The 24,730-nt window shown below is 40.9% G+C and carries 25 protein-coding genes; 8 read left to right on the forward strand and 17 right to left on the reverse strand.

Annotated elements, in window-relative coordinates; genetic code table 11:
- Positions 1 to 51: 51 nt before the first annotated feature.
- The 10 genes from H6G76_RS25970 to H6G76_RS26015 all read right to left on the reverse strand — a co-directional run bounded on the left by H6G76_RS25970 (position 52) and on the right by H6G76_RS26015 (position 6,491).
- Positions 52 to 627: a HaeIII family restriction endonuclease gene (locus H6G76_RS25970; protein ID WP_190707607.1), complete on the reverse strand. Its 576-nt coding sequence runs from the start codon at positions 625 to 627 to the stop codon at positions 52 to 54.
- A gap of 262 nt (positions 628 to 889) precedes the next feature.
- Positions 890 to 2,950 carry a hypothetical protein gene (locus tag H6G76_RS25975; RefSeq protein WP_190707610.1) on the reverse strand — a complete coding sequence of 687 codons (2,061 nt, stop codon included), beginning with the start codon at positions 2,948 to 2,950 and terminating at the stop codon, positions 890 to 892.
- Positions 2,951 to 3,009: 59 nt separating this feature from the next.
- A complete protein-coding gene (locus H6G76_RS25980) occupies positions 3,010 to 3,726 on the reverse strand; it encodes a hypothetical protein (protein ID WP_190707613.1) in 717 nt (238 codons plus the stop codon).
- Entirely contained in the window at positions 3,723 to 4,133 is a 411-nt protein-coding gene (locus H6G76_RS25985; protein ID WP_190707616.1) for a hypothetical protein, read from the reverse strand. Before H6G76_RS25985 ends, H6G76_RS25980 begins: the two co-directional genes overlap by 4 nt.
- On the reverse strand, positions 4,130 to 4,432 hold the full coding sequence (locus H6G76_RS25990) for a hypothetical protein (protein WP_190707619.1): 303 nt from the start codon (positions 4,430 to 4,432) through the stop codon (positions 4,130 to 4,132). The genes H6G76_RS25985 and H6G76_RS25990 overlap by 4 nt, the downstream gene beginning before the upstream one ends.
- 85 nt (positions 4,433 to 4,517) lie before the next feature.
- Entirely contained in the window at positions 4,518 to 4,715 is a 198-nt protein-coding gene (locus tag H6G76_RS25995; RefSeq protein ID WP_190707622.1) for a hypothetical protein, read from the reverse strand.
- An 8-nt stretch (positions 4,716 to 4,723) separates the two neighbouring features.
- On the reverse strand, positions 4,724 to 4,990 hold the full coding sequence (locus H6G76_RS26000) for a hypothetical protein (RefSeq protein WP_190707625.1): 267 nt from the start codon (positions 4,988 to 4,990) through the stop codon (positions 4,724 to 4,726).
- Positions 4,983 to 5,141 (reverse strand): hypothetical protein, encoded by a 159-nt coding sequence (locus H6G76_RS26005; protein WP_190707628.1) that lies wholly within the window; start codon positions 5,139 to 5,141, stop codon positions 4,983 to 4,985. Before H6G76_RS26005 ends, H6G76_RS26000 begins: the two co-directional genes overlap by 8 nt.
- Positions 5,138 to 5,554, reverse strand: a complete 417-nt coding sequence (locus tag H6G76_RS26010) for a hypothetical protein (protein WP_190707632.1) — start codon at positions 5,552 to 5,554, stop codon at positions 5,138 to 5,140. Before H6G76_RS26010 ends, H6G76_RS26005 begins: the two co-directional genes overlap by 4 nt.
- Before the next feature lie 4 nt (positions 5,555 to 5,558).
- Positions 5,559 to 6,491: a plasmid segregation protein ParM domain-containing protein gene (locus tag H6G76_RS26015; protein ID WP_190707633.1), complete on the reverse strand. Its 933-nt coding sequence runs from the start codon at positions 6,489 to 6,491 to the stop codon at positions 5,559 to 5,561.
- Positions 6,492 to 7,578: 1,087 nt separating this feature from the next.
- Here H6G76_RS26015 and H6G76_RS26020 point away from each other — a divergent pair.
- Positions 7,579 to 10,110 (forward strand): VapE domain-containing protein, encoded by a 2,532-nt coding sequence (locus tag H6G76_RS26020; RefSeq protein WP_242056520.1) that lies wholly within the window; start codon positions 7,579 to 7,581, stop codon positions 10,108 to 10,110.
- 53 nt (positions 10,111 to 10,163) lie between these two features.
- A complete protein-coding gene (locus tag H6G76_RS26025) occupies positions 10,164 to 10,841 on the forward strand; it encodes a bifunctional 2-polyprenyl-6-hydroxyphenol methylase/3-demethylubiquinol 3-O-methyltransferase UbiG (RefSeq protein WP_190707636.1) in 678 nt (225 codons plus the stop codon).
- A gap of 13 nt (positions 10,842 to 10,854) precedes the next feature.
- Here H6G76_RS26025 and mobV read toward each other — a convergent pair whose 3' ends face one another.
- On the reverse strand, positions 10,855 to 12,636 hold the full coding sequence (gene mobV / locus H6G76_RS26030; protein ID WP_190707639.1) for a MobV family relaxase: 1,782 nt from the start codon (positions 12,634 to 12,636) through the stop codon (positions 10,855 to 10,857).
- Positions 12,637 to 13,056: 420 nt separating this feature from the next.
- On the opposite strand from mobV, the gene H6G76_RS26035 reads away from it, so the two are divergent.
- The 3 genes from H6G76_RS26035 to H6G76_RS37840 all read left to right on the forward strand — a co-directional run bounded on the left by H6G76_RS26035 (position 13,057) and on the right by H6G76_RS37840 (position 14,109).
- Positions 13,057 to 13,323: a hypothetical protein gene (locus H6G76_RS26035; RefSeq protein WP_017655439.1), complete on the forward strand. Its 267-nt coding sequence runs from the start codon at positions 13,057 to 13,059 to the stop codon at positions 13,321 to 13,323.
- 368 nt (positions 13,324 to 13,691) lie between these two features.
- On the forward strand, positions 13,692 to 13,985 hold the full coding sequence (locus tag H6G76_RS26040) for an HU family DNA-binding protein (protein ID WP_242056521.1): 294 nt from the start codon (positions 13,692 to 13,694) through the stop codon (positions 13,983 to 13,985).
- Position 13,986: 1 nt separating this feature from the next.
- Positions 13,987 to 14,109 (forward strand): hypothetical protein, encoded by a 123-nt coding sequence (locus H6G76_RS37840; RefSeq protein ID WP_017655437.1) that lies wholly within the window; start codon positions 13,987 to 13,989, stop codon positions 14,107 to 14,109.
- 166 nt (positions 14,110 to 14,275) lie between these two features.
- On the opposite strand, the gene H6G76_RS26045 is transcribed toward H6G76_RS37840, so the two are convergent.
- A complete protein-coding gene (locus tag H6G76_RS26045; protein WP_017655436.1) occupies positions 14,276 to 15,109 on the reverse strand; it encodes a GIY-YIG nuclease family protein in 834 nt (277 codons plus the stop codon).
- Positions 15,110 to 15,309: 200 nt separating this feature from the next.
- Here H6G76_RS26045 and H6G76_RS26050 point away from each other — a divergent pair, with 200 nt between their 5' ends.
- On the forward strand, positions 15,310 to 16,431 hold the full coding sequence (locus H6G76_RS26050; protein ID WP_190707641.1) for a PspA/IM30 family protein: 1,122 nt from the start codon (positions 15,310 to 15,312) through the stop codon (positions 16,429 to 16,431).
- A 34-nt stretch (positions 16,432 to 16,465) separates the two neighbouring features.
- Complete coding sequence (locus tag H6G76_RS26055) at positions 16,466 to 17,665, forward strand: endonuclease NucS domain-containing protein (RefSeq protein WP_190707644.1); 1,200 nt, start codon at positions 16,466 to 16,468, stop codon at positions 17,663 to 17,665.
- 73 nt (positions 17,666 to 17,738) lie between these two features.
- Here the strand turns inward: H6G76_RS26055 and H6G76_RS26060 are convergent, their stop codons facing one another.
- From H6G76_RS26060 to H6G76_RS26080, 5 genes are all read right to left on the reverse strand, one after another.
- Positions 17,739 to 18,116: a hypothetical protein gene (locus tag H6G76_RS26060; protein WP_185569522.1), complete on the reverse strand. Its 378-nt coding sequence runs from the start codon at positions 18,114 to 18,116 to the stop codon at positions 17,739 to 17,741.
- A gap of 154 nt (positions 18,117 to 18,270) precedes the next feature.
- Entirely contained in the window at positions 18,271 to 19,491 is a 1,221-nt protein-coding gene (locus H6G76_RS26065) for an McrC family protein (RefSeq protein WP_190707647.1), read from the reverse strand.
- Positions 19,488 to 21,119 (reverse strand): McrB family protein, encoded by a 1,632-nt coding sequence (locus H6G76_RS26070; RefSeq protein WP_017655431.1) that lies wholly within the window; start codon positions 21,117 to 21,119, stop codon positions 19,488 to 19,490. Before H6G76_RS26070 ends, H6G76_RS26065 begins: the two co-directional genes overlap by 4 nt.
- A gap of 51 nt (positions 21,120 to 21,170) precedes the next feature.
- Positions 21,171 to 21,644, reverse strand: coding sequence for a hypothetical protein (locus H6G76_RS26075; RefSeq protein WP_190707650.1), 474 nt, complete (start codon positions 21,642 to 21,644; stop codon positions 21,171 to 21,173).
- Positions 21,645 to 21,665: 21 nt separating this feature from the next.
- Entirely contained in the window at positions 21,666 to 23,795 is a 2,130-nt protein-coding gene (locus H6G76_RS26080; protein ID WP_190707652.1) for a GNAT family N-acetyltransferase, read from the reverse strand.
- A 546-nt stretch (positions 23,796 to 24,341) separates the two neighbouring features.
- Here H6G76_RS26080 and H6G76_RS26085 point away from each other — a divergent pair.
- Positions 24,342 to 24,707, forward strand: coding sequence for a VOC family protein (locus tag H6G76_RS26085; protein WP_017655428.1), 366 nt, complete (start codon positions 24,342 to 24,344; stop codon positions 24,705 to 24,707).
- Positions 24,708 to 24,730 lie beyond the last annotated feature (23 nt).

Genomic DNA, 24,730 nt, shown 5'->3' on the forward strand with positions numbered 1-24,730 from the left:
TTAAATAGAGCTTATTGCGAATAAATGCTCTTTTTCTTTTACCACAAATTGCTACACTCTTTGTAAGATAAGCATTCTAGACCATTTTGTCCCCCCGCAAGCGGGAGTATATAAATGCTGTTCAATCAAAGCAGGAGGTAATTCTGCAAAAAGCTTTGCCTGCCCGATATATTGCATAAACTCTTGTGTGGTTGCTTGGTATTGTTGTCTAAACTGCTGCATCTGTGGATCATTTTTAGCGTAACCGCAGTGAACTGGAGTTGTGCCAGGGCGTTGGTGTCTGAGTGCGGTATGGTTGTGTTTGAGTGACAGATTAACTGTCCATGCTTTTGAAGTTAGGCGAATGTCAGTAACGTCATTTTGATTTTGATCTGGTAATCGATCTACTGTGATTGATGGTTGCTGGGATAACTGAAACTGAGGATTAAGCCAGAGTAGCAGCAGTGCATCAGCCGCACTTGTCAGTTCATTTAAGAGTGGTGGTTTTAAGTCTGTTAACTTGCTGGCATCTCTAAGTTGAGCATTGTTAGCTCTAACTGTTAGGTTTACTCCTGGATGCGTCCTAATTATTACTTCTGTTATCAGGTACTCTAATACACGACCATGCAGGTTTGAAAGGGGTGTCATATTTGTGGAATATTATATTTTTCCACAGAGTAACCGATGACCTACCGAAGTAATGTGATTTGAAAGCTTCGTAAAATCATGTAAAAGCCAGTTCAATAATTATGTAATTTTTTACCTAAAAATGCAATGCTGCTACTTAACAGTGTTAAATGTGGCAAACTGCGTCTCTGTTTAAAAATCGAAACAGCCTCTTAATCCGGGGGCGAAAGCAAGAAACCCCTAGCTTTAGTAGGGGTATTAGTTATTAACTGTTCGACATAACTCATGGGAACAGTTCTTTATATTCGGTATAAGCCTGCTTCCAACCCTTACCGTTTTTCTCTACTCCCCAGAGGGATTGAATAATTTGAGTCTGCGACATCTTCTTATCAGCCATCTGTTTTACGATGCCAGTCAGTTGTTCAGAAGTCAGGAAAGCAGGAGTATAGCGACGGTCAGTATCGATTCCAGTATCGTCAGCAAGAGTATTAAAATCGCCCGTTTCTGGGATAGTATCACCGATTCCGGTATCGTTTTCAGTATCGATACCAGATGATTCTAAAACCTCAGAAGCCTTATCAGTCGGCTGGTATCGGTCGGTATCGCTTGGGTTTGGGTGCAGAGTTGGCGGTGGTGCATCTGATATTATCCAATTGTCATTAATCCACGCTCTCGCCTGATTTAAAAACTCATCCTGTGGCTTTTCTTGGGGTGGTACAGAATCAGCCAAAGCCGGGGAATCACTTCTTAATTCAGGGAAATATTTAAGCAGTGTCCGCGCCGGATCTGGTTGTCCAGAATGAGGATTAACCTCAGTTTTTAACCATTCTGGAATGATACCAATTTCACCGTGAGCAATCGGCTTATCAAAACTGTCAGGGTCTGCCAGGAAGTACCGCCCAGTTGCCAGAGAGATTGACTTAAGCGGCGACAGCTTTTTACTAGTCGCCTCACAGCCAATAAAAGTAGCGCCACTTTTGAAAGTATCGCCAAAGCCTGCGGTGTTTTTCGTCCCCACCCAAGAAGTCAGGTTCTTACCATGCAACACCACGAAAATCTGAGCGCCCTTCTTGCTGGCGCGAGTGAACAGGAAGCGAATGATCCATTGCTTCTGCTCATCGCTGAGGTAGTCAGACAACGCGACCGCTTCATCAATCACCAAAATAATATCTGTGTAACTATTTTGGTTTGCGTTGTCCATTTCTCTGAGGTATTGGTACAAATCACCTGCCACAAGAGCATCAGCCTTTGCACCTTCCAATTGGGGATAACTAAGTCTGCACAATAAGCGATGGCAGGCAAACGGGTAGATGTCACTCCCGGCGGTGAAATAGTGAATTTTTGTATTTGGCTCAAGTGCTTTACTAAGGATGGCTAAAATCGCCATCAACGTACCCTTACCACCTCGCTGATTACCAGCAATCACGGTGATTTGGTCACGAATGCACTTGGCGATATCAAAACCACTGTTGGTTAGTGCCTCGATAATTGCGATCGCCCTGTGGTGTAGTGGCAGTGACAAGAGCGATTGAATGTCTGGTGCTATTGTCTGTGCATTGGCTGGTGCAGCAGTGGGAGACTGCGGTGGACTGGGCAACTGTACTAACTGCGGTTGTGGCAGTTCAGTAAATTTTGGTGAAGGTAGCTGTGGTTGTGGCTGTTGGGATTGTTGCTGAATTAGAGTCACTTGTGCATGGTTAATTCTAGGGTCAGGGGCTACCTGTGCCAGATGTTTACCCAACTGCTCAACAGTAGGAAACGCGCCTCTGTAAGTAGTGAAGTTGTCCAACAGCCACCTGTAAGCATAGAACCGCTTACCAGCTTCTACACCCGTGAGAAAATCGGTGAGGGTGTTGGTGTACTGCCGCAGCATCACAAACTCACTACGTTCTAAGGGTGTAAGGTGGTTCATTAAATCCACAATTTCATTTGAGCCAGCGAACCATTCGGCTCTTGCTTCGCTGTCACCCATTGCTGAGAGAAATTCGAGGAAGTTACCACGCACAAAGGGAATGGGCGCGAACTGGTGAGAATCGGTCATGTCTTGCACCACTGACCAAGCGTAGCCCAGTCCTGCAACTAACGCGCCGATGGGGGCTAGTGGGGAGGTGGCATAACAAACAGCCCCGATTGATGCCGTTGCTAAAGTAACGCATTTGGCTAAGTTCATTCCTGCCCTTTCAGTTTTGGCACGAACTAACAATTGATCCAGCCTTTCTACTAGCCAAGGGGCGATGTTACCCGCTTCCAGGTGTTCAATGCAGGGATAGTCAGCCCGTAATGAAGCAGTTTCTTTTGTGGCCAGCTGTGGTATTGGTTGATGAATATCGGGTGAAAATTCCATAGTTATTCTCCAATTAAAAACCCTCCACCCTTGCAGGTAGAGGGCTATGAATTGCTTACTTATTTAGTTAATCGCCAAATCGTGTAACCTATCTCTCCAGCCATCATCGTGGTGAAGTTATAAGCTAAACATCCCAAGATTTGGCCAGGGTCGGTGTAGGCGAAGGGATTGCGACCTACAAAAGTTGTGGTTAAGTCGAATAGCCAGAAAAACAGTGCAATTGCTCCACCTGCATGGCGTTCTTTCATACCTGCAACCTTATAATCCCGCCACAGTGCGGTAGTCAGGTCAATGTTTGCAGTCGGCTTGCTGCTGAGGGTGTACTGTTTGGATTCCTCAAACTCGCTTCGAGCTTGGTCTGGGCGTTTACCCCGTAAACTCCGGGCTTCCATTACCTGAACTAAAGCCGAAATTCCCAATGCCAGCCAGAAAAACAGATTAAATGGCAGCTTTAGCCAGCCAAACCAACCAATCCAAGTTTTTTCAAACCACGCGAACATCGGGATTCCTTGAAAGAGTGTCTGCCAAATTCCATCAGCACTCAGAAGTATGCCAAGAAAGAAACCCATTGCACCGAGTATTTTTGTGCCAGATGAGCCAGGGGTAACAAACTGGGCGACGATATGAGTAATGAAGGTCACGGGCAGGGCAATGATATCAACAATCCACCCGGCTAAGATTTCTGCGTAGTTAGTGATTTTTTTGTTGTTAGTTTTTGGGGAAGTTGCTGCTGTCGAGTTTGAATCATTTGGCGGCTTATATTCTGCACTTTTCATGATTTACTCTGCTCCATTGGTGGGGATAAATTGCAGACATTTTTGTAGTGATACTTCCAAAGCCAACGCCGTTCAGAAATCTGTCCTATACAGCGACCAGAAGAGTCATAAACATAAACTTGTTCATCTTCTTGGTAATAGCTGGTGTCAGGTCTTGGGTTACGTTTTGGGTTGTCTAGATAGCCTCTGATTCTCAGTTTTAAACTGGTCGGTAAAATACCAGTTTCATTCAATTTGTCGCTGGTTAATTTGCGTTGTTGGATGCGTGAACGTTCAACAGATTCTCTTGCTTCCAAGTCCGACACAGCAGAAAAAGTGTAGAACTGCTGAGGCAATTTAATGAACAGAGGTGAAGCAATCAAACCCAATCCCAATAGCCCCAGCATGGCTTGTTTTTGATACTTCATTGTTGAGTCTTAAGTTGATTGATGATTGCTTCTGCTAGTCCCAAGTGGTCGCCTATGGGAGTGTATTGATACAAATCCTCTTGAAGTTTTTGGATAGTATCAGCCGATTCTTCTAGTAAATATTGTCCTTGGGTAGCAATTTCAGCAGCGATTAAATTGTCAGTTATTGCTTTCAAAAAATGCAGTTTTTCAATGCGATTAATACCTTCAAGACAAGAACCATAAGTATCTTGCAACCAGTCTAGATAGGTTCCATCTCCAGGCGTGAGAGCGCAGTAGTACCCGATGGGTTTCGTCATGATTTACAATCCTTTTGTGTCTATGATGCGTAGATGCCATTCGGGGCGGTCGCTCGGTGTCCAGTCAAGCGAGATCGCTCTCCCATCACTGAAAAAAGCCTTCTCTGGAAACATCCACAGTTGAAGCTGTAGCCTCCCATTGCAGAGTATTGAAAAATAGGCTGACATCACCGATGGTTACATCGCAATCAAAATTCAACCTTTGATACTGTGGATGCTGCCGAATTTGGTTGAGCAATTGTTGGGCTTGTGCAATCAATTCTGGTAGCGGTTGAGTGTTCATGATTCACCTCAAAATATTGATAATTGCAGTGATTCTTGGCTGATAACTGAAGCATTGGTACTCATCCCTGCCACTTCATAACAACGAGTAGTTAAAGCTTTGTAATTGAGCAATAAATCAGCTTTCTTTCGTTGTCCAGCTAGAGGGCGAAAGTGGTACTTTTGATGCTGGATTGTGCCTGTTTTGTACAGGTATTGGTACAATGTTCTATCGATTTGGTACACCTTGGAATTGGTTAGTAGGGTTGAATCGTAGACCCTATTTAGGTTATTCATTACTACCTCTTAAAGACTTAACAAGGGTGTCACCGTAGTTAACCAACAGGATGGTAAATAACTGAGAGTAAGTGTTGATTCCTGTTTGTTCAATGATTTCTTTGGCTTTGGGTAGGTGCTTTTCGTCCAGGACTACACGCGTTTGACTCATAATTTAAGACTCCTCATCAATGTTTGACCTTTCGGCTTATCTATTGTTTGTGTTTGTTCAATTGTTGTGATTTCTGTCTGAATTTGTGGCTGTTGAAGAACAGGTTTAGAAACAGGTGTTTGAAAACGGTTTACATTTCCTGCCAAGTATTCAGAAATTAATAAATTTGTGGCAGAGGCTATGTTTATTCCTCTTTGTGAACCATATTGTGACAACCAATCTAAATGGCGTTTATCTAGTCTCACTCTTGTTTCACTTGTCTCAATTTGTGACAAATCAGAGAGTTTTAAATCCCATTTATGTTTGATTCCATCTAACAGCAGATTTACGGTATCACTCAGCTTTGAATAGTTGAGTGCAATTCTGATTCCCTCTACTTTTGCAGCTACGAGTGCCGCTAAACGTACTTGCATTTTTTTACATAGCTAACAATGCTTGAATGTTGGACAAATGAGGGTCAACTGGAATATAAAACCCTGGTTTGGCACTCAATTTATGACGTACTAAATTGGCACATCCACCAATCAGCATGATGTTGGTGACATCAGCCAGATAATCATTTGCTGCTGTGGTAATGCCGTCCATCAACCCGTTGAACCAGTTTTCTAACAAGCCAGGGAAGACTGAGGAAAAGTCATACTTCCGCCCGTATGTGAGGGAACCGTCAGCAATTGCATCCATCATCTTGGCCACTTTGAACGCAACATTATCGCGCTTGGCGTAACTCTGCATTAGGTCAGAGTTGATGATGTCGTTAGCCAGGGAGACACCGCCCACCTTCGGGATTGAGCGACGGGTCAGCACTTCACCATTCGAGGTCATCACAACATAGTTAGTAGTGCCGCCGCCGATGTCGATGCCGAGTGTATCGCCTTCAAGGTTGAGAAAACCTTTTTTGTAACCGTTGACCACAGCCACATCGGTTTCTAGGTAAAACTCAACATTTTTGATCCGGTGTTTATAGGTTCTGCCATTAACTGTGATTTGATGGTCGGCAATCAATGTTTGACGAATTGTGTCTTCATCCCAATGATTACGCTCTGGCACTAAAAACCGGACAGTACCTTCAAAATCTTGCCGCAAGCCTGCCAGAGTGAAAGGTTTAACAAATTCTGGTAACTGCTTGCCTCGCTCGGCGGCGGTTTGCGGGTTCTTCTGCTTGGTGGCACGTTCGCCCAAGACTAATACTTTGTTGTCTAATTTGACGCTGGGTGAATCATCGGTGTCGTAGTCCCTGGCACTGGTGTAGGTTACGTCTTGAAAAACTGAGCGCATCACGCGGGGCTTTTCACCTTTGAGGGCAGTAATACTGGTGAAGTTGCCAATATCTGCAAAGTAAATGTTGTACACTTGCTTTCTCCTATGAAGCTAGTAGCAGCCACACTGCATATATATAGATGTGGCTGTTGCTAACCTTTGAGGGTAGTTATTTTGGTTACAGCTTTCGCACTTATCCTGATTTTTGAAAAAATTACTTTATTTACAAGCGTTTACGTTTATCTAAAGGCTGACAATCTTCCTAGCAACATATCAATGTGGTTTTTTACGCCTTTTATCGTCCGTCTTGCGCTCACATCTATACAATAACACCTTTTATGGTTTAATCCGTTAACGGATTAATGGATTAGTATACTAATAAGTTATAGATTCATACGTAAGATAAAGTATTAGTTATCTGATGGATTTATCCGGTAAACCGATATAAACTTTATGGAGACTGAGAAACAGTACTTAAGAACAAAGATCGATAAGAAGTTACACAAGGAATTCAAAAAACTCTGTACTGACCTAGAGGTGACGATGGAACAGGTTACGGGAGAATTAATAGAGAAATGGGTGCAAGAGCAGCAACAAAAACAGAAGGGGTAAAAGCTAACGCCTCCACCCTCAAAATAGTACATAATTATCAATATTTAGAATTCGTCTACGGCTAATTCATTAAAATTGATACAACCCCAATCTTCAAAATGTCTGCTAAATAAGCAAAATTATATTTAATACCACTACCATTAATAAGATTATTAGTGGTATTAAATCTATGTTTATACTATTAGAAAAAATTTTTAAAAAGCCTTTATTGTATGGGATTGAGGAGAATAAATAGATTATTTTCTTTTTGAAAGTGACAATTTACTATTTATTTTTTTTCAGATCAATTATTATGAAAGAGGACTATACCCTTAGTCCATCTTTTCTAAGTATTTTGTCCTTCGATATACATAAGAAAAGAATGCCTCCCCAAGACTCAACTTGTTGACGCAAGTTGTTTAATAGTCTGAGAAGACACCCCTCGTTGAAAATATTCAAATTTCTTTATAACTTAATGCTATCAGTTCCGATGAACAGTAGCAACGGGTTATAGAGAAATTTGATTAAAACCTTGGTGAATCTTCAGGGGAGGTAAAGCCCACACCATTTACCTCAAAAGGATTTCACAATGGTAGCCCTGTTCAAAGGAAACGAGACCGTTGACTGCTCCGTTATGCCAGGGGCGATCGCCTCCAAACCAGTAGAAGTTACCAAAACTAACCCTTGCCCCCACTGCTCTAAACCGGACTGGTGCTACTCCATCGGTGAACTAACAGTCTGCAATCGAGATGCCGAACCCGCTACTGGGTGGGAGAGGACATCTAAAACTGACCGCAACGGCAAACCATACTACGCACCAGCCACAGCCAAAAAATCGCCCCGTCCCCAAGGCAAGAAAGAATATATTTACACCGACACAGCAGGTAATCCCTTAATCAAAGTAACTGTTATTCGTCCAGGGAAGACCAAAGATAAGGATGTCTTTCAGGAATATTGGCAAGGTACACATTGGCATAGAGCCAAAGACTTGACAGCAGAATTAAAACGTTCCTACCAGCAACAAATCACCATTTATCGTTATGCCGAAGTCCAAGAGGCGATCGCTGCTGGTAGACCTATATTTATGGTCGAAGGTGAGGAAATAGCCGATATTCTCTGGGCAATGGACATACCTGCCACCACCACAATCGGCGGTGCTGGTAAGTATCGCGCTTATGGTAACTACCAAGATTCTTTAGTTGGTGCTAACCTAGTTCTTTGTCCCGACCGTGACGAACCAGGGCTAAAGCACATGGAAGATATTAATGAAGACTTCCCAGATGCCAAGTGGTTGTATGCCCCACCCAATGATTTTTACTGGACACACTTACCCAAACATGGCGGATTAGATATTAAAGACTGGGTACAAGATGGGGCAACAGCCGAAGACATCCTACAAGCCATCGAGGATAGACGAGTCGTCGTTGATGCGCTCAATAAAACCCTGTCCCTGGAAGCCCAACGGGATAGGCCCACCGAAAGTAAACTGGAGCAAAAATTGAATGCTATTCGTGCCGTCTGGGGAGGTCGCCTACGCTGGAATATCCTCAAAAAGCAAGTTGAGTTAGACGGGCAAAGACTACCACTTGACCGGATTGATTTAAAAGTGGCAATTCATGTTCATATCGATATCAGCAAGGAACAAGCTAAAGGCATTGTCTTAGAACTAGCTCTAGCCAACCCATACAATCCAGTAGTTGAGTATTTAGAATCAGTAGCCCAGCGTTACCCCAACGTAGATGTCAATTTCTTGGATAAATTAGCCGAACGTTACTTCGGTACTAAAGACCCCTTACACGCTGCACTAATGAAACGGACTTTAATTGCAGCTGTAGCTAGGGCATTTGAGCCGGGGTGTAAACACGATGAAATTACCATCCTCCAAGGTAAGCAGAAATCCCTCAAATCCACATTCTGGGAAGTCTTAGCTGGGGAGGAATTTTTCACCGATGACCTCAACGGCACAGAGAAAGACGAGATTTTAAAAATTAGCCAGTATTGGATTTTAGAATATGCTGAGTTTGAGAACGCCTACAAGAAAAAGGATGTCTCCCAACTCAAAGCGTTTCTGTCGAGAAAGAAAGACTCAATGCGTCGCCCTTATGGTACTGATATTGAAGATTTCCCCCGTCCATCAATCCTAGTAGGAACTACCAATTTAGATGAATTTCTCTATGACCCCACTGGGGAACGTCGCTTTTGGGTAATTAAGGTCTTATTCAAGAAAATACCCATTGACCTACTCAAGCAAGAACGGGATTTAATTTGGGCAACGGCTGTAGCTGCCTACCGTAATGGTGAACAATGGCGACTGACTGACACTGAAGATGAATGGTTAGACGCAGCCAATAAACAATACCAAAGCACCGACACATGGGAATCGGCGGTGATGGCTTGGGCTGAGTTACACAAGGAAGTATCTGTGGGAGAAATCCTCAGCGATGTTCTCAAAATTGAGTTAGCCAAACAAACTAAAGCCGAACAAAACCGAGTCGCCGCTATCTTACGTTCTCACGGGTGGACAAGAGGCGATCGCAAACGGGTAAACGGTCGGTTAATTCGTCCCTGGATTCGACCCCAACCAGAGGTGGAACAAGAGGTGGAACGGGGGGTGGAACGGGGGGTGGAACAGGAGGTGGAACAGCCTCAAACCCTGATTAAACCAGACTTACAGCCAGAGTGTTCCACCTGTTCCACAAATTCCCTCCAAACTTTGCCAAATTTTGATAGCAGTAATGAAACTGCTCAAGGGATACCGCCCCAAACGACAGTGCCAGAAATAACCGCACAAGAAACAACAGCGTTAGAAAAAAATCAAAAAAGTTTAGAGGGACAGGGGGTGGAACAACCTGTAGGCGAGCTTAAAACCCAGTCACCACAAGCAATAGAAACCTGTTCCACCTCCCGTTCCACCCCCTGTTCCACCTTGAGATTAACCAGTGAGGAGGAACTACTCAGCAATGTGGAATTGATTAGAAGGTGTATTGCGGATCAGTCTTGGGAGATGATTGCCACGCTGACAGAAAAATGGACTGTTGAGTTGAAATCGGCTGTTTGGAATTTATTAACACTAGAAGAACGTTCAAGAATCAACGCGCTCAAAGCCCATAACCAAACTTAAGGCTAAGGAAACAGCACAAAGATAGGTGAAAATTAGGCGTTTCTAGTGGAATTATGGACACGAATGAACAACAAATCCTCAAATCATGGGCAATAAATGCCGAAAGGTGGACGCGCGTAGTTCAGCAAAAGCTTCTAGATAGCCGTGTTCTAGTTACAGACAACGCTATAGTAAAAGCCGTAGTTGAACTAAAACCACAAACATTCTTAGATATAGGGTGTGGTGAAGGTTGGTTGTGTCGGGAACTATGGGAGCGTGGGTTTGATGGCTGGGGAGTAGATGCTATTGCCCAAATGGTGGAAACAGCACTCGGCAATGGGGATGAGCGCTTTGTTGTCAGTTCCTACCGTGATTTGCCCTTACAGAGCTTTGGCAGCATAAAACAGTTTGACTGCTTCATCTGTAACTTTTCTGTTCTAGGAGAAAACACCGTATTTGAGATAGCCCAGGCGGGTCAAAGCCTGTTAGAGCCGAATGGGAAAATAATTATTCAAACACTGCACCCTCACATTGCTTGTGGTGAATTGCCATACGAGAATGGATGGCGCGAGACTAGCTGGCTTGGAATAGGAGACGAAGAATTTCATCCGGCTCCTTGGTACTTTAGAACAGTTTCATCATGGATTGAGGAATTTCATCGGCGCAATTACCGATTACTCAAGTTAATCGAACCTATCCACCCAAAGACCAACTCCCCAGCCTCAATATTATTCATCTTTGAACAGCAGTGATAGAGACTGTTAGCTAGAGAGTCATATTCTCGCTTTGGTTTGGCTGTTGAAATAACTGCTTTTGATAATCAAGAAGCTGCTGATTCCAATCTTTGGCTTTGGGCTTTAGCCTTTTGGACTGTGGCAGTAGTTCCAATACAGCCCGTGCATCTGCATCGCCAGCATTGTCTGTGTCAAATGCCACTTGTACAAGAGGAATGTTCCGCAATTGCTCCACTGGTAAGCTGTTGGGGTTATCTACTGCCAGAAAGAGCGTTCTAGTCGTTGGCGCACCTTGAACCTGATACTCCAGCATGGCAAAGGAGATGGCATCAATGGGCGACTTCAAAAGCACCAATTTCTCGACTGCATCAGTAGGCTGTCCACCCAAGTGGAAGTAAAACCAACCTTTACGCCGCTTAGTCCCTTTCTCATAACCCTTAAAACTGTTGTTCTCGGAGCGTGTCCCGCGCAGGAATGCACCGCTTGGTTGTCCGTCTAGATTCCGCATCACAAACACAGCGTTTTGTTGGTCATCAGCATAAACCAGTCCAGTGCTGTGTAGAAGTTGCACAAAATCTTGGGGTAAGCCCCGTTTCTGGGTAAGGTAATGTTCTACTCCTGGCCAATTGGCTTCATCCTCAACTCTTAGCTGGAACTGGGGACGAGGTTCTGACTGGATAATCTCAGTAGTCACTTGACGAGCGTGAGCTAGAGCCGCCCGTTCTGCCCCAGCTTCCCCAAATCGCTCATGCAACCAGACAAGAGCCAGCCGGAAATTGCAGTTGTTAACGTGCATCACCAAATCAATCGCACCGCCACCGCCTTTGGAGTGTTCGGGTGCAAAGTCATAAAACTTCGACCCATCTATATTAATGATGTGTCCGTGGCCTTTCCACCTTTCATGATCATGATTTAGCCCCAACTCCCAGGCAACATCCTCCAGGGGCAAGTCGCGCAGAAGTTGAGTCTTTAACTCAAGCTCGCGTACCCGTTTTTCTAGTTGCTGCCGCTCCTTCTCGCTAGCCCTCGCCCGTTGTTCTGCCCGTTCTAATCGCTGTTGCATAAACTTACGGTCAGCCAATTGGTGGTTAATTGCTTGGAACTGGTCATCTGACTGAATCCTGGCTACATAACTACTAGCTGATTCAAATGGCGTTGGTGCTAATTGGTTATTCCCCAGGACTGCGGTGAGTGGTTCACTATTAACCGCTTGGTAATACTCTTTTACTTTAGTGTGGGTTGCCTTACTGCCCTTAACCCCCCGTTCAATGCCCAAAGGAGCGAGTGCAGCAGCATAACTGTCTTGGAGCTTGGATAACTTGATTCTTCCCTGTCCACCTCTGCCGCCAAACATCGCGTCATGACTGATTCTCCCGGTTTTCTCGTTGACTGGCACGATGTAGGCGTGGATATGTGGGGTACTTTCATCCAGGTGCAGTTCTGCCCTGACGCACTTTGACCCATAGTTTTGAGCTAGCCAATCACGAGATGCGATCGCCCATTGTTGCATCAGTGAATCAGACCATTGCCCAGAAACAGATGGATTTAAGGGGCGGAAATATTCAGGCGATGCCGAGAGAAACATTTCGGTGCATAACACCGCATCCTTTCGAGGGCGATGCTTGAGCGCAGAGATTTTCTCTTTGACTATCTCCTCTAAAGAGCGTGAGTCTTCTTCCCCAATCAACCGGACATTCTCTTTAGTTGGATCTGCGTTGGGTGTTTCTCTGTTCCTTAACACATGGTCATCACTTCCAGCCACATTACCAAATGTTTTGAGTTTCTCAATCCTGAGAATCGTCAGGGGCGACATAGAGGATTTATACTACAAATGCAGCACTTTGTACTACTCAAAAACCCCGTAGGGCGAACGACGGTTTCGTGTCATGAGCGCAGCGAGGGATGGCGCAGCCACCCGCAGGGCGTGAAACCATAGTGAGTATGGTATACATTATACCCCAGCCCTAAATCCACTTTTGGGGTAGAAATCCTTCACAATCCCTGGTGCAAAAATCCCCTCAACTCACCCTTTAGAGGGGAAAATGACAGTCGTTTGACAGTCGTAGGGTAGGGGAGATTTGACTGTCTTTTGACTGTGGTTTGACAGTCGTTTGGTATATTAAAGGGGTGATTACGGGGTGTTTACGGGGGATTTTGACATCGGAAAATTTTTAGTATTAATTAAAACAATGGCTTACTAATAATCTACTTTAATTTGGTAGGAATACAGAATATGGAGCAACCTAATCTGGAAGTGCTTTCGATTAAGCGTAGTCATGACAGTAGCGATGGTCAGCTACTGCAATTTTTACGAGAGCGTGAGCGTACTATGTCGGGCAGAGGTCTGACTAAAATTGTTCTCAACACTTTAAGGATGTGCTGGTGGCCTTTTGTTCTCAAGAGTCAGGGTGCTGACAAAAACACTTTAAGGACTGCTGTGATTTCCTGTGTCTCACAGTTGGAATTACAGATTTACTTGCTCAAGCAGTTACTCGATTGAGCAATTCTTTGAAGTACGCTTGCAACATCGCCGTCAAAACTTTTTTGCGTACTGTGCGAGAGTTTGGGTCAGGAAAAATGGGCGGATAAATCAGGGTCGCTTATGAGGCTTTTGGGGTACACATCCTTAGATTTACCTTTGATTTACCTTATAAATGCCATTAAAATGCCATTGCGAAACCTTATTTTTGGCAAAATGACCAAATTTTTCAAAAATTTAATTTGAGGCAGCAGTAAATCCTTACATCTGCCATTGCTATGCCATTTCCATGCCATTGGTTTACCTTATATTTGCCTTTTTTAAGAAATCCTTCTAAATACCTTATAAATGCCTTTGGGGTTAAATAATAGTTAGGGTGCGAAGTTTATATGAAGCCAAGAAAAGTTAGTATCAATCCGCCTAAGATGTCTGTTGATAAAAAGGAACTGGTACGCCGCGTTTCCCAACGTTTGAGTAAACCTACTGGAGCAGTTGAAGAAATTATTGATGCCACCCTTGAAGAAATTTATGAATCTCTAAAACTTGGGGACAGTGTTGCTCTACGGAACTTCGGCACTTTCTATGTCAGAACAGGGCGAGATTGCTGGGTGTTTAAGTTCAATCCCTCACAACGGTTACGTCAAGCGTTTGGGTGGTCGTCTACTCATAAGCCCAAGCCCTAACATGACAGAAAATGGGTTTGAAGTAGTTGATGCAGGGCTGCAAATTTTCGAGAAAAAGCCCAAGGAGCCTAAACCAGATGTAGAAGCAGAGGCTGCTTCTGAAGTAACTGGGGTACCTTCATAAAGGTATAAAAAGCATTCAACAGTAAATTTCCACCTCTGCCAATATCTCATTGGAGAGGTGGAAGCAATCTTAATTGGCGATTCTACGAGATTCTAAATAGGTTTACTGCTAACTATATATCGTACCTATGCCCTAATGATTGTAATTAAAATTGAATTTGGTCTAGTTATTTATTAATCCAAAGTAATGGAATAGGATCTTTTTCATAAAAACATATACCCAAAAATTCATGAGAATATTTGCTGCTCATTTCGGCTAAACCAACTTTAGTGAGCGCTCGTAACTTAATTCCAGCAAGCTCTTTAGTATCCGTACTCAATTTTAAATTTTTATAGTAATGAGTAGGAGTGATATGAATAAGAACTCCATTACAAGCGACTTGCCAATAATTATTGTATGAAAGATTTTTCCGAGCATTTACTTTTTGCGCTCTACTACCTGGACGAACAACTTCCCCAAATATTCTTCCGTATCTATTCCACTGAAATTTTAGACTGGTATTTTTATCCTTATTCTCTTGTATAAAATTTTTAATCCTTGCTGCTGTTCCTTTTGGTGAACAGTCTGTCCAGTCATATTTTAAATAAACATTTGTTAGTTCATCGTTGCTTTTATATTGGATACCAGTAATAATTAAACGTCTAGATAAACTCTTTAAAAATTCTTTAAAAATTTGCTCTGAAGGAATAATCATAGAAGATTCAACTTCTGTTCCGTTGAGTAAAGGATGAAACTTTTTAATTAAATATTTTTCTGCCTCTGCTAATCCTGAATCATTCCAAGCTATCCAAGCTATCTTTACTGGATATTTTTTATCAATCTCTTCTAGTTGGTATTGACGATGATGATTTTTCCATCTGGCTGCTAAATTAGTAGCTTGTCCTATGTAGAGAAGCCGATTATCTGAATCTATTGCAAAGTAAATAGCAGTACAACTAGGAAGATTTTTCAATTCACATAACTGAACGCAAGGCAACTCAAAAGGATTAATCAATGTCATTGGCAGCTTTTTTTTAAATTGCTTTCAGTTATTTTTTACTTGTGCTAATTAGTATAAGTAAACCAAACTTTATACAAAATTTAAGAAGAGTAAGGAAGTTTTCATTAATTACTACGAAGTAGAAAAAATTTACTTAGTTTAAGCTGAGACGGTGCAGACTACTTTCCAAATGCACAACCAGTATAAGGAAATACAGTGCTATGGGACAACTGTTTGGTCGAATTAAGCGACTCGTCAAGGCAGAACTTAACTATTCTAAGAGCGAAATCAGCACAGATAACTATGAAGACGCTGTAGCATTAGCGGTACTAGGAGGCGTAGCAGGTGCATCCCTTGGCAAAATAGGGATACTTGCAAAGGGTACTGGCTTGAGCGTTGGTACTGTTCCTTTAACTGCTACAGGTGCTTTAACTGGTCTTGCCTTGTATGAAGCTATAAGACTAATCACACTGGCGGATACTTCATCTGTTGGTGCAGCAGCAATTGGAGCGTCTGTTGGGGGTGGTATTTCTGCTGCCATTGGTGGTGTGGGAGTTGCCACGGGGGGAACTGCCTTTGCTGTTGGTATGGCTCCTATGGTCGCTGCTGGCTCTGTAGTTGGGCTTGGGATAGCTGGCTTAAATCGGCTACTTCAACGAGGAGTTGACCCAGAAAAACTATTAGACCTAGCTATTGAGGATATGCAGCAAGAGTTGTTAAAGTTACGTCGAGCTGTAATCCCAATTATGGTTACTCAAAAACAAACGCGGCAACAGTATGAACAAGCTCAATCTGAAGTGAGTAAGTGGCAAAGACGTACACAACTGGCTTTGCAAAATGGTCATGATGATCTGGCGCGAGAAGCACTCAAGCAAAAAAAGATTTTTACCGAAAAAGCTAATACTCTTAAAGCCAATTTAGATGAACAAACTGCCTTAGTAGATGTCCTCAAAAGTCAACTAGCAGCCTTTGAAAGCAAAGTTTCTGAAGCTAGAGCTTTTAAAGTTCAGATTCAATCCCAAATTATAGCTGCTAAAACTCAGGAGCGACTTCAAAACGTGGGTTGTAGCATGAACACCAGTAGTGCAATGGCAGCATTTGAGAGGATGGAAGCAAAAGTTTTCATGCAAGAATCCCAGAGTCAATCGTTAGTAGAGTTAGCAGGTGCAGACTTAGAAAGCCAATTTGCAGCAATAGAATCCAGTAATGAAGTAGATGAGGAATTGGCTGCTTTAAAAGCACAGATAAATTTAAAATCTCCTGTCATACTATCTAACTACACAGCTAACCAAGTAGTTGATGAAGACTTAGAAGCACTACGAAAAAAACTAGATGAATTATAGATTTCAAAAAACAATGCTATTAAGATAAACGTTTATGCCCTACCTGAAAGCCAAAAATTTAACAGTATCCTCTAAACGGCTTAATGATGAATTAGAAAAAGTTAATCCTCACTTAATATATGTAGGGTGTAAAATCAACTTTCAGTCAGAATTGCATTTAGAAGATTATATTGAAGATAATTTCCAAAAAATATTTCCTGACTTAGCTTTAGTCAAGCGTCAGCATACCATTAAAATGCAACGATGTGATTTATTATGTTTTACTAAATCAGGCAAGCAGCCAGTAATAATTGAGTTAAAGAATGAAGAGGATAGAGGTTTAGTCTCTCAGTTAACTCGTTATCGAAAAGCAATTTTGCAAGAGCAACCATTTTCAGATATTATAGATTACTCTTTACCAGTAAAGTTAATAGCGGTAGCACCTGCTTTTCATGAAGATAACTATACAGATAAAGAAGCCTCAAAGTTTGAAGATGATATTTGCTTTCATGAGTTCACTATCAAAATACATGAGAACTCAGCCAAATTTCAAATATGTAGTAAAACTTATGATATTCCTTACCCTATCTTAGGTTTACCTGAGAGTCAAACAAGTTTTGAGTTATCCCAAATAAGTTTATCAATTTTTATTAGGAATTTTATAAGTAACTTACCTCTAGAGTATCGCCAGGATTTTACAGCTTTGCGAACATTATTAATGGCTCAACCAAAAGTGAAAGAAATGGTTAGTTCTACTTATAGAAAGGTACTATATGCAATTGGTGAGGGAGAAAATCATAAAAAATTAGCAGAAATAACCAATACTAGCAAAGGCGTTATATTGTTTTTGTGGTTGCCTACTCATGTTAAAACAAATATAAAAATACCTGTAGCACGATTTGGATTGGTCTTAGCTAAAGATAACAATCCTTTCTCAGAAAAATCCATTGTTGAATGGTTAGTATGTACTAAAACTAATGTTAATTTGAAAAATCAACCTAATAATAATAATCTCGGACTCTCATTTAATAGGCATGGTATGGCATTATGGACTAAAGCTAATCAATACCTATTTCAAGCTTCGTTAGGGTCACAAAATACGTTTCAGTTGTTGATATATCTTTTGAAAGGTATTAAACCACCAATTGATGAGGAAACTTTTACATGGTGGAATTCATATAAAAGTAAAACTCCAGAGAATTTAGGTTGGTATATTGATTTAGCTATAAAAACTTGGAACTACAGTCTTAAATAGTTATTCAAATTGGTGTTGAGCCGGGATATGTGTAATTTTATGCAAGATGCCCTGAAAACTCTCACCATATAAGTTAATCCCACCAAGCATACAACTGTTGAGAATTAATCTCTAACTCATCGCAACCCCAGACAAATTTTACAAATTCACCTACGAAGTCTAAATCCTTTACCCCTTTAACTGTAATTGCATCAATCACCAAATCTGGGCTTTCTGTGTCATTAAAAACTACACCATCAAAAATTGCTGTTGCTTCTATACTCTTGCAACGTTGCCCAAATTCAATAAATGAACCAACTCTTGGAGCAGCATTAAAATTAGCATTTAGTGTAGTGTAGCCTTCTTGAAGCACTTGCTCCAATGATGACAAAGATAAACCCCGAAATTTGATTGCGTTAGGAGTATATTCAGTAATTGAGTTACCTAAAATTTCTTCAATACGTTGAACCATATATTTATATCCAGATTTAATGGACTGACACACATATATTTTTAAATAACTAAGCAACCTACATTCATAGGCTTTTAAAGCCTCTCTGCTTGCAGGGAAGAGGTTTGTAAAACGATTGAGAGCTTTTTGAGCAGTTTTATAGCCAGGAGCTTGCTTACCTAACTTCAGTTCCCAGTAAATCCTGTAAAAACCGATAACCTGCCTGCTCCAAATCCCCTACAAGAGAAAAAGTCAAGCTGCGAATTTGGATATTACCAACTTTGATATTCAACGGTTCTGCTAAGGGCACTGGATAAATTAGAATTGCCTCTTGACACCCTTTTGCTTCCGCATAGGCGACCATTTGGTTAATATCAGCTGTCGTTGGCTTAGAGGCAGCTTTATACTTGGTATCTAACACATATCTGGCTAGCCCTGTTGCCATATCATAGAGTATCAAGTCAATGTCAAAGTATAATGCTTTACACTGCCCCAAGTATACTCTTTCTTGGGATTGGATATCTAACGCAAGTGTTAGCAGTACCGTTTCCCGATGAGCTTTCAGCCACTCTGCCACAAAGCATTCGTAGAGTTGTGACATATTAACCAAAAAGGGCAACGTCGCGTGTGTACCTGTTTTATGACTAGGTGCAATCTGTTCCAAAAAGAAGCGGCAAAGTGCATGTAGGGGGCGATAATCCTCATTCAGACGGTTGTACTGTCGTCCTACACAAGTTCTGGGATTACATGGTTGCAATGTTACAAATCCCTGTAGTAGATGATACGCGCGGCGCACCGTTGGCATTACCCGTTCCGTACACAAACCGCTACGGGCAATACACCAGAGTGTCCAAGCAAGAATTTGATTCTCTTCAACGTCTGCTGTATGTTCTTCATAATGGCACTGGATTTTAGTGTCCCACGGTCGAGTGACAAGAAGCCGTACATCAATACGTCCCCGAACATAAGGCAAATGTTCTGTGTTGGGGATGTAGGCGCAGTAGAAACCCTGGCGACCTCGGTTGAGAATGCGACGGGCTAAAATATCAGCCAGCCGTTCATAAAATTCTAAGAGCGTTTGACAATCAACCAGTCCTGACAAAAAGCGAAAACTTTTGAGGTCATAGGCATACTCCAGCATTCGCAGAAGATTACCTAGCTTGACTTTCGGGTGCAGGGCAATGTGAAAATCACTAGTTAAGGGAATGTGACCAACCCATCCTTGGGCAGTTAGTCGCCAGCGATCGCCTGTTTTTGGAGAAGGGAAATCTATACTCACTTGAGTATCGTAGTCACGCCACAACATTTCTCCAACTGCATCGGGAAATAGCGATCGCGGTAATAATTTGGGAACGTATTCAGTTAATTCTATTATCTGTGGTGATGTTACACTCATGGGTCAATTTGCTTCTTGACTTCGTTCCAGCGAAACTGATCTACTTTACTGGGTTGGTCAAAAAAATATTCTTCCAAATACGGCTCAATCTCCAGTTGCCAAACACTGTCAATCTGGTCAGCTAGGTTGCTTAAAAGAAAGAAGCTAATACCCACTTCGTTGTGAGGATTACCAATTGCCTGGTTCAACTTCATCAGCGTTTTAATCAACTTTTCTATTGGAAAATCAGTATTTGAGTGATATTGGTGGAGAATCTTATAGTTTGGGTAGAGAGGAATAAAGGCAAAGCGGCGACGGATGGCATGATCCACTAATGCAATTGAGCGATCTGCTGTGTTCATTGTGCCAATAATTCGTACATTGCTGGGAATGCTGAATACCTCACCTGCTGCCAAAGGCATTTTTTCGTCACGATACTCCAACAGATACATCAACTCACCAAAGACGCGGGCAACATTGGCACGATTGATTTCATCTATAATCAGTACGCATATATTCTGGCGACGACATGCCTCTTCACAAAAATTAAGAAACCGTCCATTAACCAGTGGATAATCTAGTTCTCCATCTATTCGTTGTGGGCGAATTCCTTGTATGAAGTCTTCATAAGTATAGGCTGGGTGGAACTGGACAATATCCACAAAACCATCACTGCCACCAGTCAGATATTGAGCCAATTTTTTGGCAACATATGTTTTACCTGTGCCTGGAGATCCGTAAAATATTGCCTGCTTTTTACGCTCTATTGCCTTTAACCAGTTTGAAAGTGTCTCCTCTTCTATTCCAGTATCCAATGCACATTGACTTAGAGAATATTCTGGCTGCATTTCTATTGCTTCAACATCATGAGGGATTTCACTAAACTCATCTATTGGGGAAAGTTTCTGTCCTGAAAAATCATATTTTTTAACAGCAACTAGCCAATGACAGAACATATCGAATAAGTCATCGTCTCGCATAGATGGTACACCAGTCTGACGCATATCAGGAGCTAATTCTTGAATTAATTTTTGTCCTGTTGCGTTAACTGCTGGATAATCTATCAGCTTCTGACTATAAGATTTCCCTGTAAAGTAATTGATAACCTGTCGTGATTTGTTATTAATTAGTAAAAAGTCATCTGGTCGGAGTGCATTCAGGATAGGTGTGAGCATTCCTGTTTGTAAGCCTTTGGTATAAGGTAATTTTGAGAAATTCTTACAAGCCTCTCCCAACTCAGTAGGGTTTTGATTACATTGACGGACGAAATTAAAAATGGCTTGAGATATATTTGGCCAGTCTTCTGATTTTGTCCAACGCGCACCTTCAAACCACATCTTAATGTCTTTGTCGATCGCTGGGGCATGATGTATCCAGACATTTCTTTGACTGTTGTTAGCCGTGGGCGCGTAGGGGAGAAGTTGTAGTAGAACTACCTCGGTTATATCTTCTCCAGACTCGTAGTCCGAAGAGATCGCTTGAAAATTCTCTTTACCTTTCTGACGCTGCTCATGGTAAACCTTCTGATGACGCAATCCAGCCTGAGTATAAGGATAAGAGCTAATAAATTCTTTAAATAACTTTATAAATTCGTTATTTTTCGCTAATATAAAAACTTGTCTGTTATTATGTAGTTTTTTTGTACTCATCTAGTTATCGCTCATACAATAGCACGGGAGCATAGCTCTTAATCTTTAATATTAGTTATTTGCCATCTTTGAAGTATTTTCCCCTCCTAACAGCATAATAGTTTCATATTCTTCCTCATTAAGATAACGATAGCTTTGGGGTGGACGTAAGTAAGATATTTTATCTTTTAACCGATTTAATTCAATCGGGGTTTCAAATTTTTTCGCATTTATAAAATAAATTCCTACAGCAATTGATGCACCTTCATAATATTTATAAAAATCTTTGCGCTTGATGCCAGCATGGTCTTTAACTTGTTTCCATAATTCTTTTAAGTCATTTTTTGAAGCTGATTTTTCAATAACAAAATCTACTTCAAAAAAGCCTATAAAAGTTTTTTTTGGAGATGATACATATACAAAAACAATATCTCCTGTTTTTACACGAGTTCGTACCCTACGTAATTCCACTTTTTTTGTTCGGTCTTCAAAAATTTTATTGGCATACTCAGGTTTAACTGAAATTAATAGTATGTGACATGGCATGACAATTTCTTACATGGAATATTATTTAGTTCCTAAATTATACAATTTTATAAATGATTCGGTATTAATTTTATAAGGTGAAATAAGCAATAAATTATCTTTATTCAAAATTTGCTGTAATTCTTGAAAATATATAGGATTCTTAAATAATTCTGTATCACTAAATCGAATTGCCATAATATTAGCACTTTTATCTTTGTGTATATTTTCAACATTATTTTCGTTGTAAACTCCTAATCTTTGAAAACGTCGGTAAAGTTCTTTAGATTTACCTATAATTACTTCATCTACATAAGAACAAGCACCAATATAACCGACATCCTGAAAACCTTTACCTTGACCTTCACCTTGAGTTTCGCTCACATACCAAAGAATTCGACAAGGAGCATTTAAACCTCTAGAGTTTTGTATGGCTCGATAGTAAACTGCTTCACGATTGAATGCTAATTCTGGTTTAGAGCCAAATTCTGGCAAAGCAAGCATTTGCTTTCCTAAATGTTCATCAAATAAATAGGAAGCCCATCTTGGTTGAATCGGGATAATAAATGTAGTAAGTTCAGAATCAGTAATTTTTGCAGGAAACAGAAATCGTTCGATATCAACTGATAACTGAGCATCTAGAACTGTGCTTTCCTTATTAAGGTTCTTAGCAATTTCCTTAATAAAATTATATTCTTCACCAAATTCAGTAGCTAAATTAGTCAGATTATTGGATAATTCCACACAACTCTGTGTAACTGACAGATTTGCTTTTAACCACCCATTATTTACTTTAACAAATACATCTTCTTGAATAGCTTCAATAACAGTTTCTTCTGGATATTTGTCAGTAATTCTTGTGAAATATCGCTGGTCATGCGCTGATTTTAATATAGATTTAAAAAGTATGTGTCGTGCAAGTGTAGACGAAAGATTATGATTACCGACTCGAATTATTGGAATTTCTAGTTCCTTATTTTTCTGCTTTCCATACACAATTAAAGCAAGCGGAACATTATTTGACTCTCTCACTAAAATACATTCAAATTTATCATATTCTGTCAAATAACGTCGGAGTTCTTGCTGAAATGCTGTTTTGTTTTCTTTTAATTTATAATTGTGGAAATAATTTGCTAAAAAGTCTTCCTGCCCACGTTTTACCTGTATTTGTTCTAAGTGTGTACCAGAAAAACGTACAGGTTGATAGTCAGGTTTATCGCGGAGTTCATCTAGCCGATTTATAAGTTCTTCAGGTTGAATAACAGATAATTTAAAATTTCCATAGATTATATCGGCTAAATCTAAAAATTGCTTATCTCTACTTAAAAACACATGAGATTCCGAGGCTATACTCCTGGCAATATAACGTAATTTATCTTCATCAATTACAAAATTATTTTTCTTGGTTATTTTTTGCAAAATATTTAAATTATCGTCTAATTTCTGAACATCGCCAGGTAAGCAAGTAAAAGATTGGGCAAAATAATTCTGACTATCTCTCTCTTGACTATTGTCAATTCGATTGATTTGATTAAATATTTCATCATTAATGCACAAATCTAATTCACTCTGCACCCAGTCAGCTAATAATATATTTTCCTCATCACTATTAATATTTTCATCATTTTCATCCATATATAAATCCAAGAAGATATCAGGAGCAATCATTACACACAACTTAGACTCAAGTTGTTGTTTAATCATTGTGGACAACAGAGGAAGAGGATTGTGTTCTAACACCCAAACAGTAAGTTTCTTATTTTTAGCCTTGGCTTCTACATCGCAGGTGGCAATAAAACCAAAGCTCGACCACATCCCTTGTAGGTTATAATCTCGACGGCACTTTAGCTTAATTCCGCGAGAAGATTTTGTTATTTGTTTAAGGTGATCTACAAGTTGTTTAGCTACTCCCTTACCCCGACATGAAGGATCGATACACAGATGAGTGATAGTAAACCAATCCCGTGAATGTCGATATAAAAGGTAACCTACACAGACTCCTTCAGAATCAAGTGCAACAAGAATTTGACGGCACGCTGCTCGTTCCTCAAATGCTCCTTTGGGCAAGTTACCAAGTGTTTTTGAGTTAGCTCGCCACAATTTTCTGACTGTTTCTAGGTGTGGGGAATGATTATCTATCGCTTCAATTTTGAACTGTGCGTCAATTTTCACTTTTTGGTTACCTTTTCTAATTTCATAGTTACTTTTTTGGGTTCTTTAGTAGCAAATTTGTCACTTTGTCAATCCTGTGAGGTAGCTGGGGCAGAGAAAGATTTAAAAACGACAATTTTACTCAGAAGCATTTATATTTTCATCGGGTAATTTATTTGTATAAATATATACTTATTTTAAATCTTTAACCTTAACTTCCCCAGATCCAAGAGCTTCACCAACCCCGCCCGAAGGGCTTTCTCCCCCAGCCTTAAGGGTTTCCCCAGATCCAAGAGCCTCAATCACGCAGGAAAGGTTAACAGCATTGGCTCTCGAAAGCATTACTATAGCTTGATTGTTGCAACTCAAGTAAGAAATTCCCGTCTCAAATTTCTTACTTTGAGGTTTTTTATACCTTTTTTACCATCTGCTGGCTGCATCTAGGCGATCGCTCCAAGTTCAAGTTGAACTTGTCCCTTCCTCTTGTTCCAGTAACACTTGTTTTCCTATGCCATAACTAAATCACTGATAAACTTAATGCAGTAATGCAGTGATGCAGTAAAATTAATGTCTCACCCTGAGTTAAGTCTGATAGTTTTAAGAACTGGTGATGTTCTGAGTACATTATTTTTTTACAGAGCTTTGGGACTGAGGTTTGAGCAAGAGTGTCACGGTCAGGGGTTGATTCATTATGCTTGTACGTTAGGCACAAGTACAATCGAAATTTATCCAGGAACCGAGGGATCTGCACCCCAACCCGTACAAGGTGGTGCAACTATGCTTATTTTTCGGGTATCCTCCATTGATCATGTACTTACTCAACTTCAAGAAATTAGCGATACTGTATTACCTACTATCCATTCCAGTCGGTGGGGTCGTCGGGTGGTGCTAACTGATCCTGACGGTCGGAAGGTCGAGCTTACAGAACTATGATATTTTTTTCATTAATGCAGTAA

The sequence above is a fragment of the Nostoc sp. FACHB-152 genome (assembly GCF_014697475.1).
Classification (GTDB): domain Bacteria; phylum Cyanobacteriota; class Cyanobacteriia; order Cyanobacteriales; family Nostocaceae; genus Nostoc_B.

Bases quoted from the DNA above. Each gene is read 5' to 3' on its own strand.
- H6G76_RS25975 (WP_190707610.1), bottom strand. From the start codon at position 2,950: ATGGAATTTTCACCCGATATTCATCAACCAATACCACAGCTGGCCACA.
- H6G76_RS37840 (WP_017655437.1), top strand. From the start codon at position 13,987: ATGACAGAAAATGGGTTTGAAGTAGTTGATGCAGGGCTGCAAATTTTC.
- H6G76_RS26000 (WP_190707625.1), bottom strand. From the start codon at position 4,990: ATGAATAACCTAAATAGGGTCTACGATTCAACCCTACTAACCAATTCC.
- H6G76_RS26040 (WP_242056521.1), top strand. From the start codon at position 13,692: ATGAAGCCAAGAAAAGTTAGTATCAATCCGCCTAAGATGTCTGTTGAT.
- H6G76_RS25985 (WP_190707616.1), bottom strand. From the start codon at position 4,133: ATGAAGTATCAAAAACAAGCCATGCTGGGGCTATTGGGATTGGGTTTG.
- H6G76_RS26010 (WP_190707632.1), bottom strand. From the start codon at position 5,554: ATGCAAGTACGTTTAGCGGCACTCGTAGCTGCAAAAGTAGAGGGAATC.
- H6G76_RS26070 (WP_017655431.1), bottom strand. From the start codon at position 21,119: ATGAGTACAAAAAAACTACATAATAACAGACAAGTTTTTATATTAGCG.
- H6G76_RS26050 (WP_190707641.1), top strand. From the start codon at position 15,310: ATGGGACAACTGTTTGGTCGAATTAAGCGACTCGTCAAGGCAGAACTT.
- H6G76_RS26085 (WP_017655428.1), top strand. From the start codon at position 24,342: ATGTCTCACCCTGAGTTAAGTCTGATAGTTTTAAGAACTGGTGATGTT.
- H6G76_RS25995 (WP_190707622.1), bottom strand. From the start codon at position 4,715: ATGAACACTCAACCGCTACCAGAATTGATTGCACAAGCCCAACAATTG.
- H6G76_RS26075 (WP_190707650.1), bottom strand. From the start codon at position 21,644: ATGCCATGTCACATACTATTAATTTCAGTTAAACCTGAGTATGCCAAT.
- H6G76_RS26065 (WP_190707647.1), bottom strand. From the start codon at position 19,491: ATGAGTGTAACATCACCACAGATAATAGAATTAACTGAATACGTTCCC.
- H6G76_RS26055 (WP_190707644.1), top strand. From the start codon at position 16,466: ATGCCCTACCTGAAAGCCAAAAATTTAACAGTATCCTCTAAACGGCTT.
- H6G76_RS25990 (WP_190707619.1), bottom strand. From the start codon at position 4,432: ATGACGAAACCCATCGGGTACTACTGCGCTCTCACGCCTGGAGATGGA.
- H6G76_RS26005 (WP_190707628.1), bottom strand. From the start codon at position 5,141: ATGAGTCAAACGCGTGTAGTCCTGGACGAAAAGCACCTACCCAAAGCC.
- H6G76_RS26025 (WP_190707636.1), top strand. From the start codon at position 10,164: ATGGACACGAATGAACAACAAATCCTCAAATCATGGGCAATAAATGCC.
- H6G76_RS26020 (WP_242056520.1), top strand. From the start codon at position 7,579: ATGGTAGCCCTGTTCAAAGGAAACGAGACCGTTGACTGCTCCGTTATG.
- mobV (WP_190707639.1), bottom strand. From the start codon at position 12,636: ATGTCGCCCCTGACGATTCTCAGGATTGAGAAACTCAAAACATTTGGT.
- H6G76_RS25980 (WP_190707613.1), bottom strand. From the start codon at position 3,726: ATGAAAAGTGCAGAATATAAGCCGCCAAATGATTCAAACTCGACAGCA.
- H6G76_RS25970 (WP_190707607.1), bottom strand. From the start codon at position 627: ATGACACCCCTTTCAAACCTGCATGGTCGTGTATTAGAGTACCTGATA.
- H6G76_RS26060 (WP_185569522.1), bottom strand. From the start codon at position 18,116: ATGGTTCAACGTATTGAAGAAATTTTAGGTAACTCAATTACTGAATAT.
- H6G76_RS26045 (WP_017655436.1), bottom strand. From the start codon at position 15,109: ATGACATTGATTAATCCTTTTGAGTTGCCTTGCGTTCAGTTATGTGAA.
- H6G76_RS26035 (WP_017655439.1), top strand. From the start codon at position 13,057: ATGGAGCAACCTAATCTGGAAGTGCTTTCGATTAAGCGTAGTCATGAC.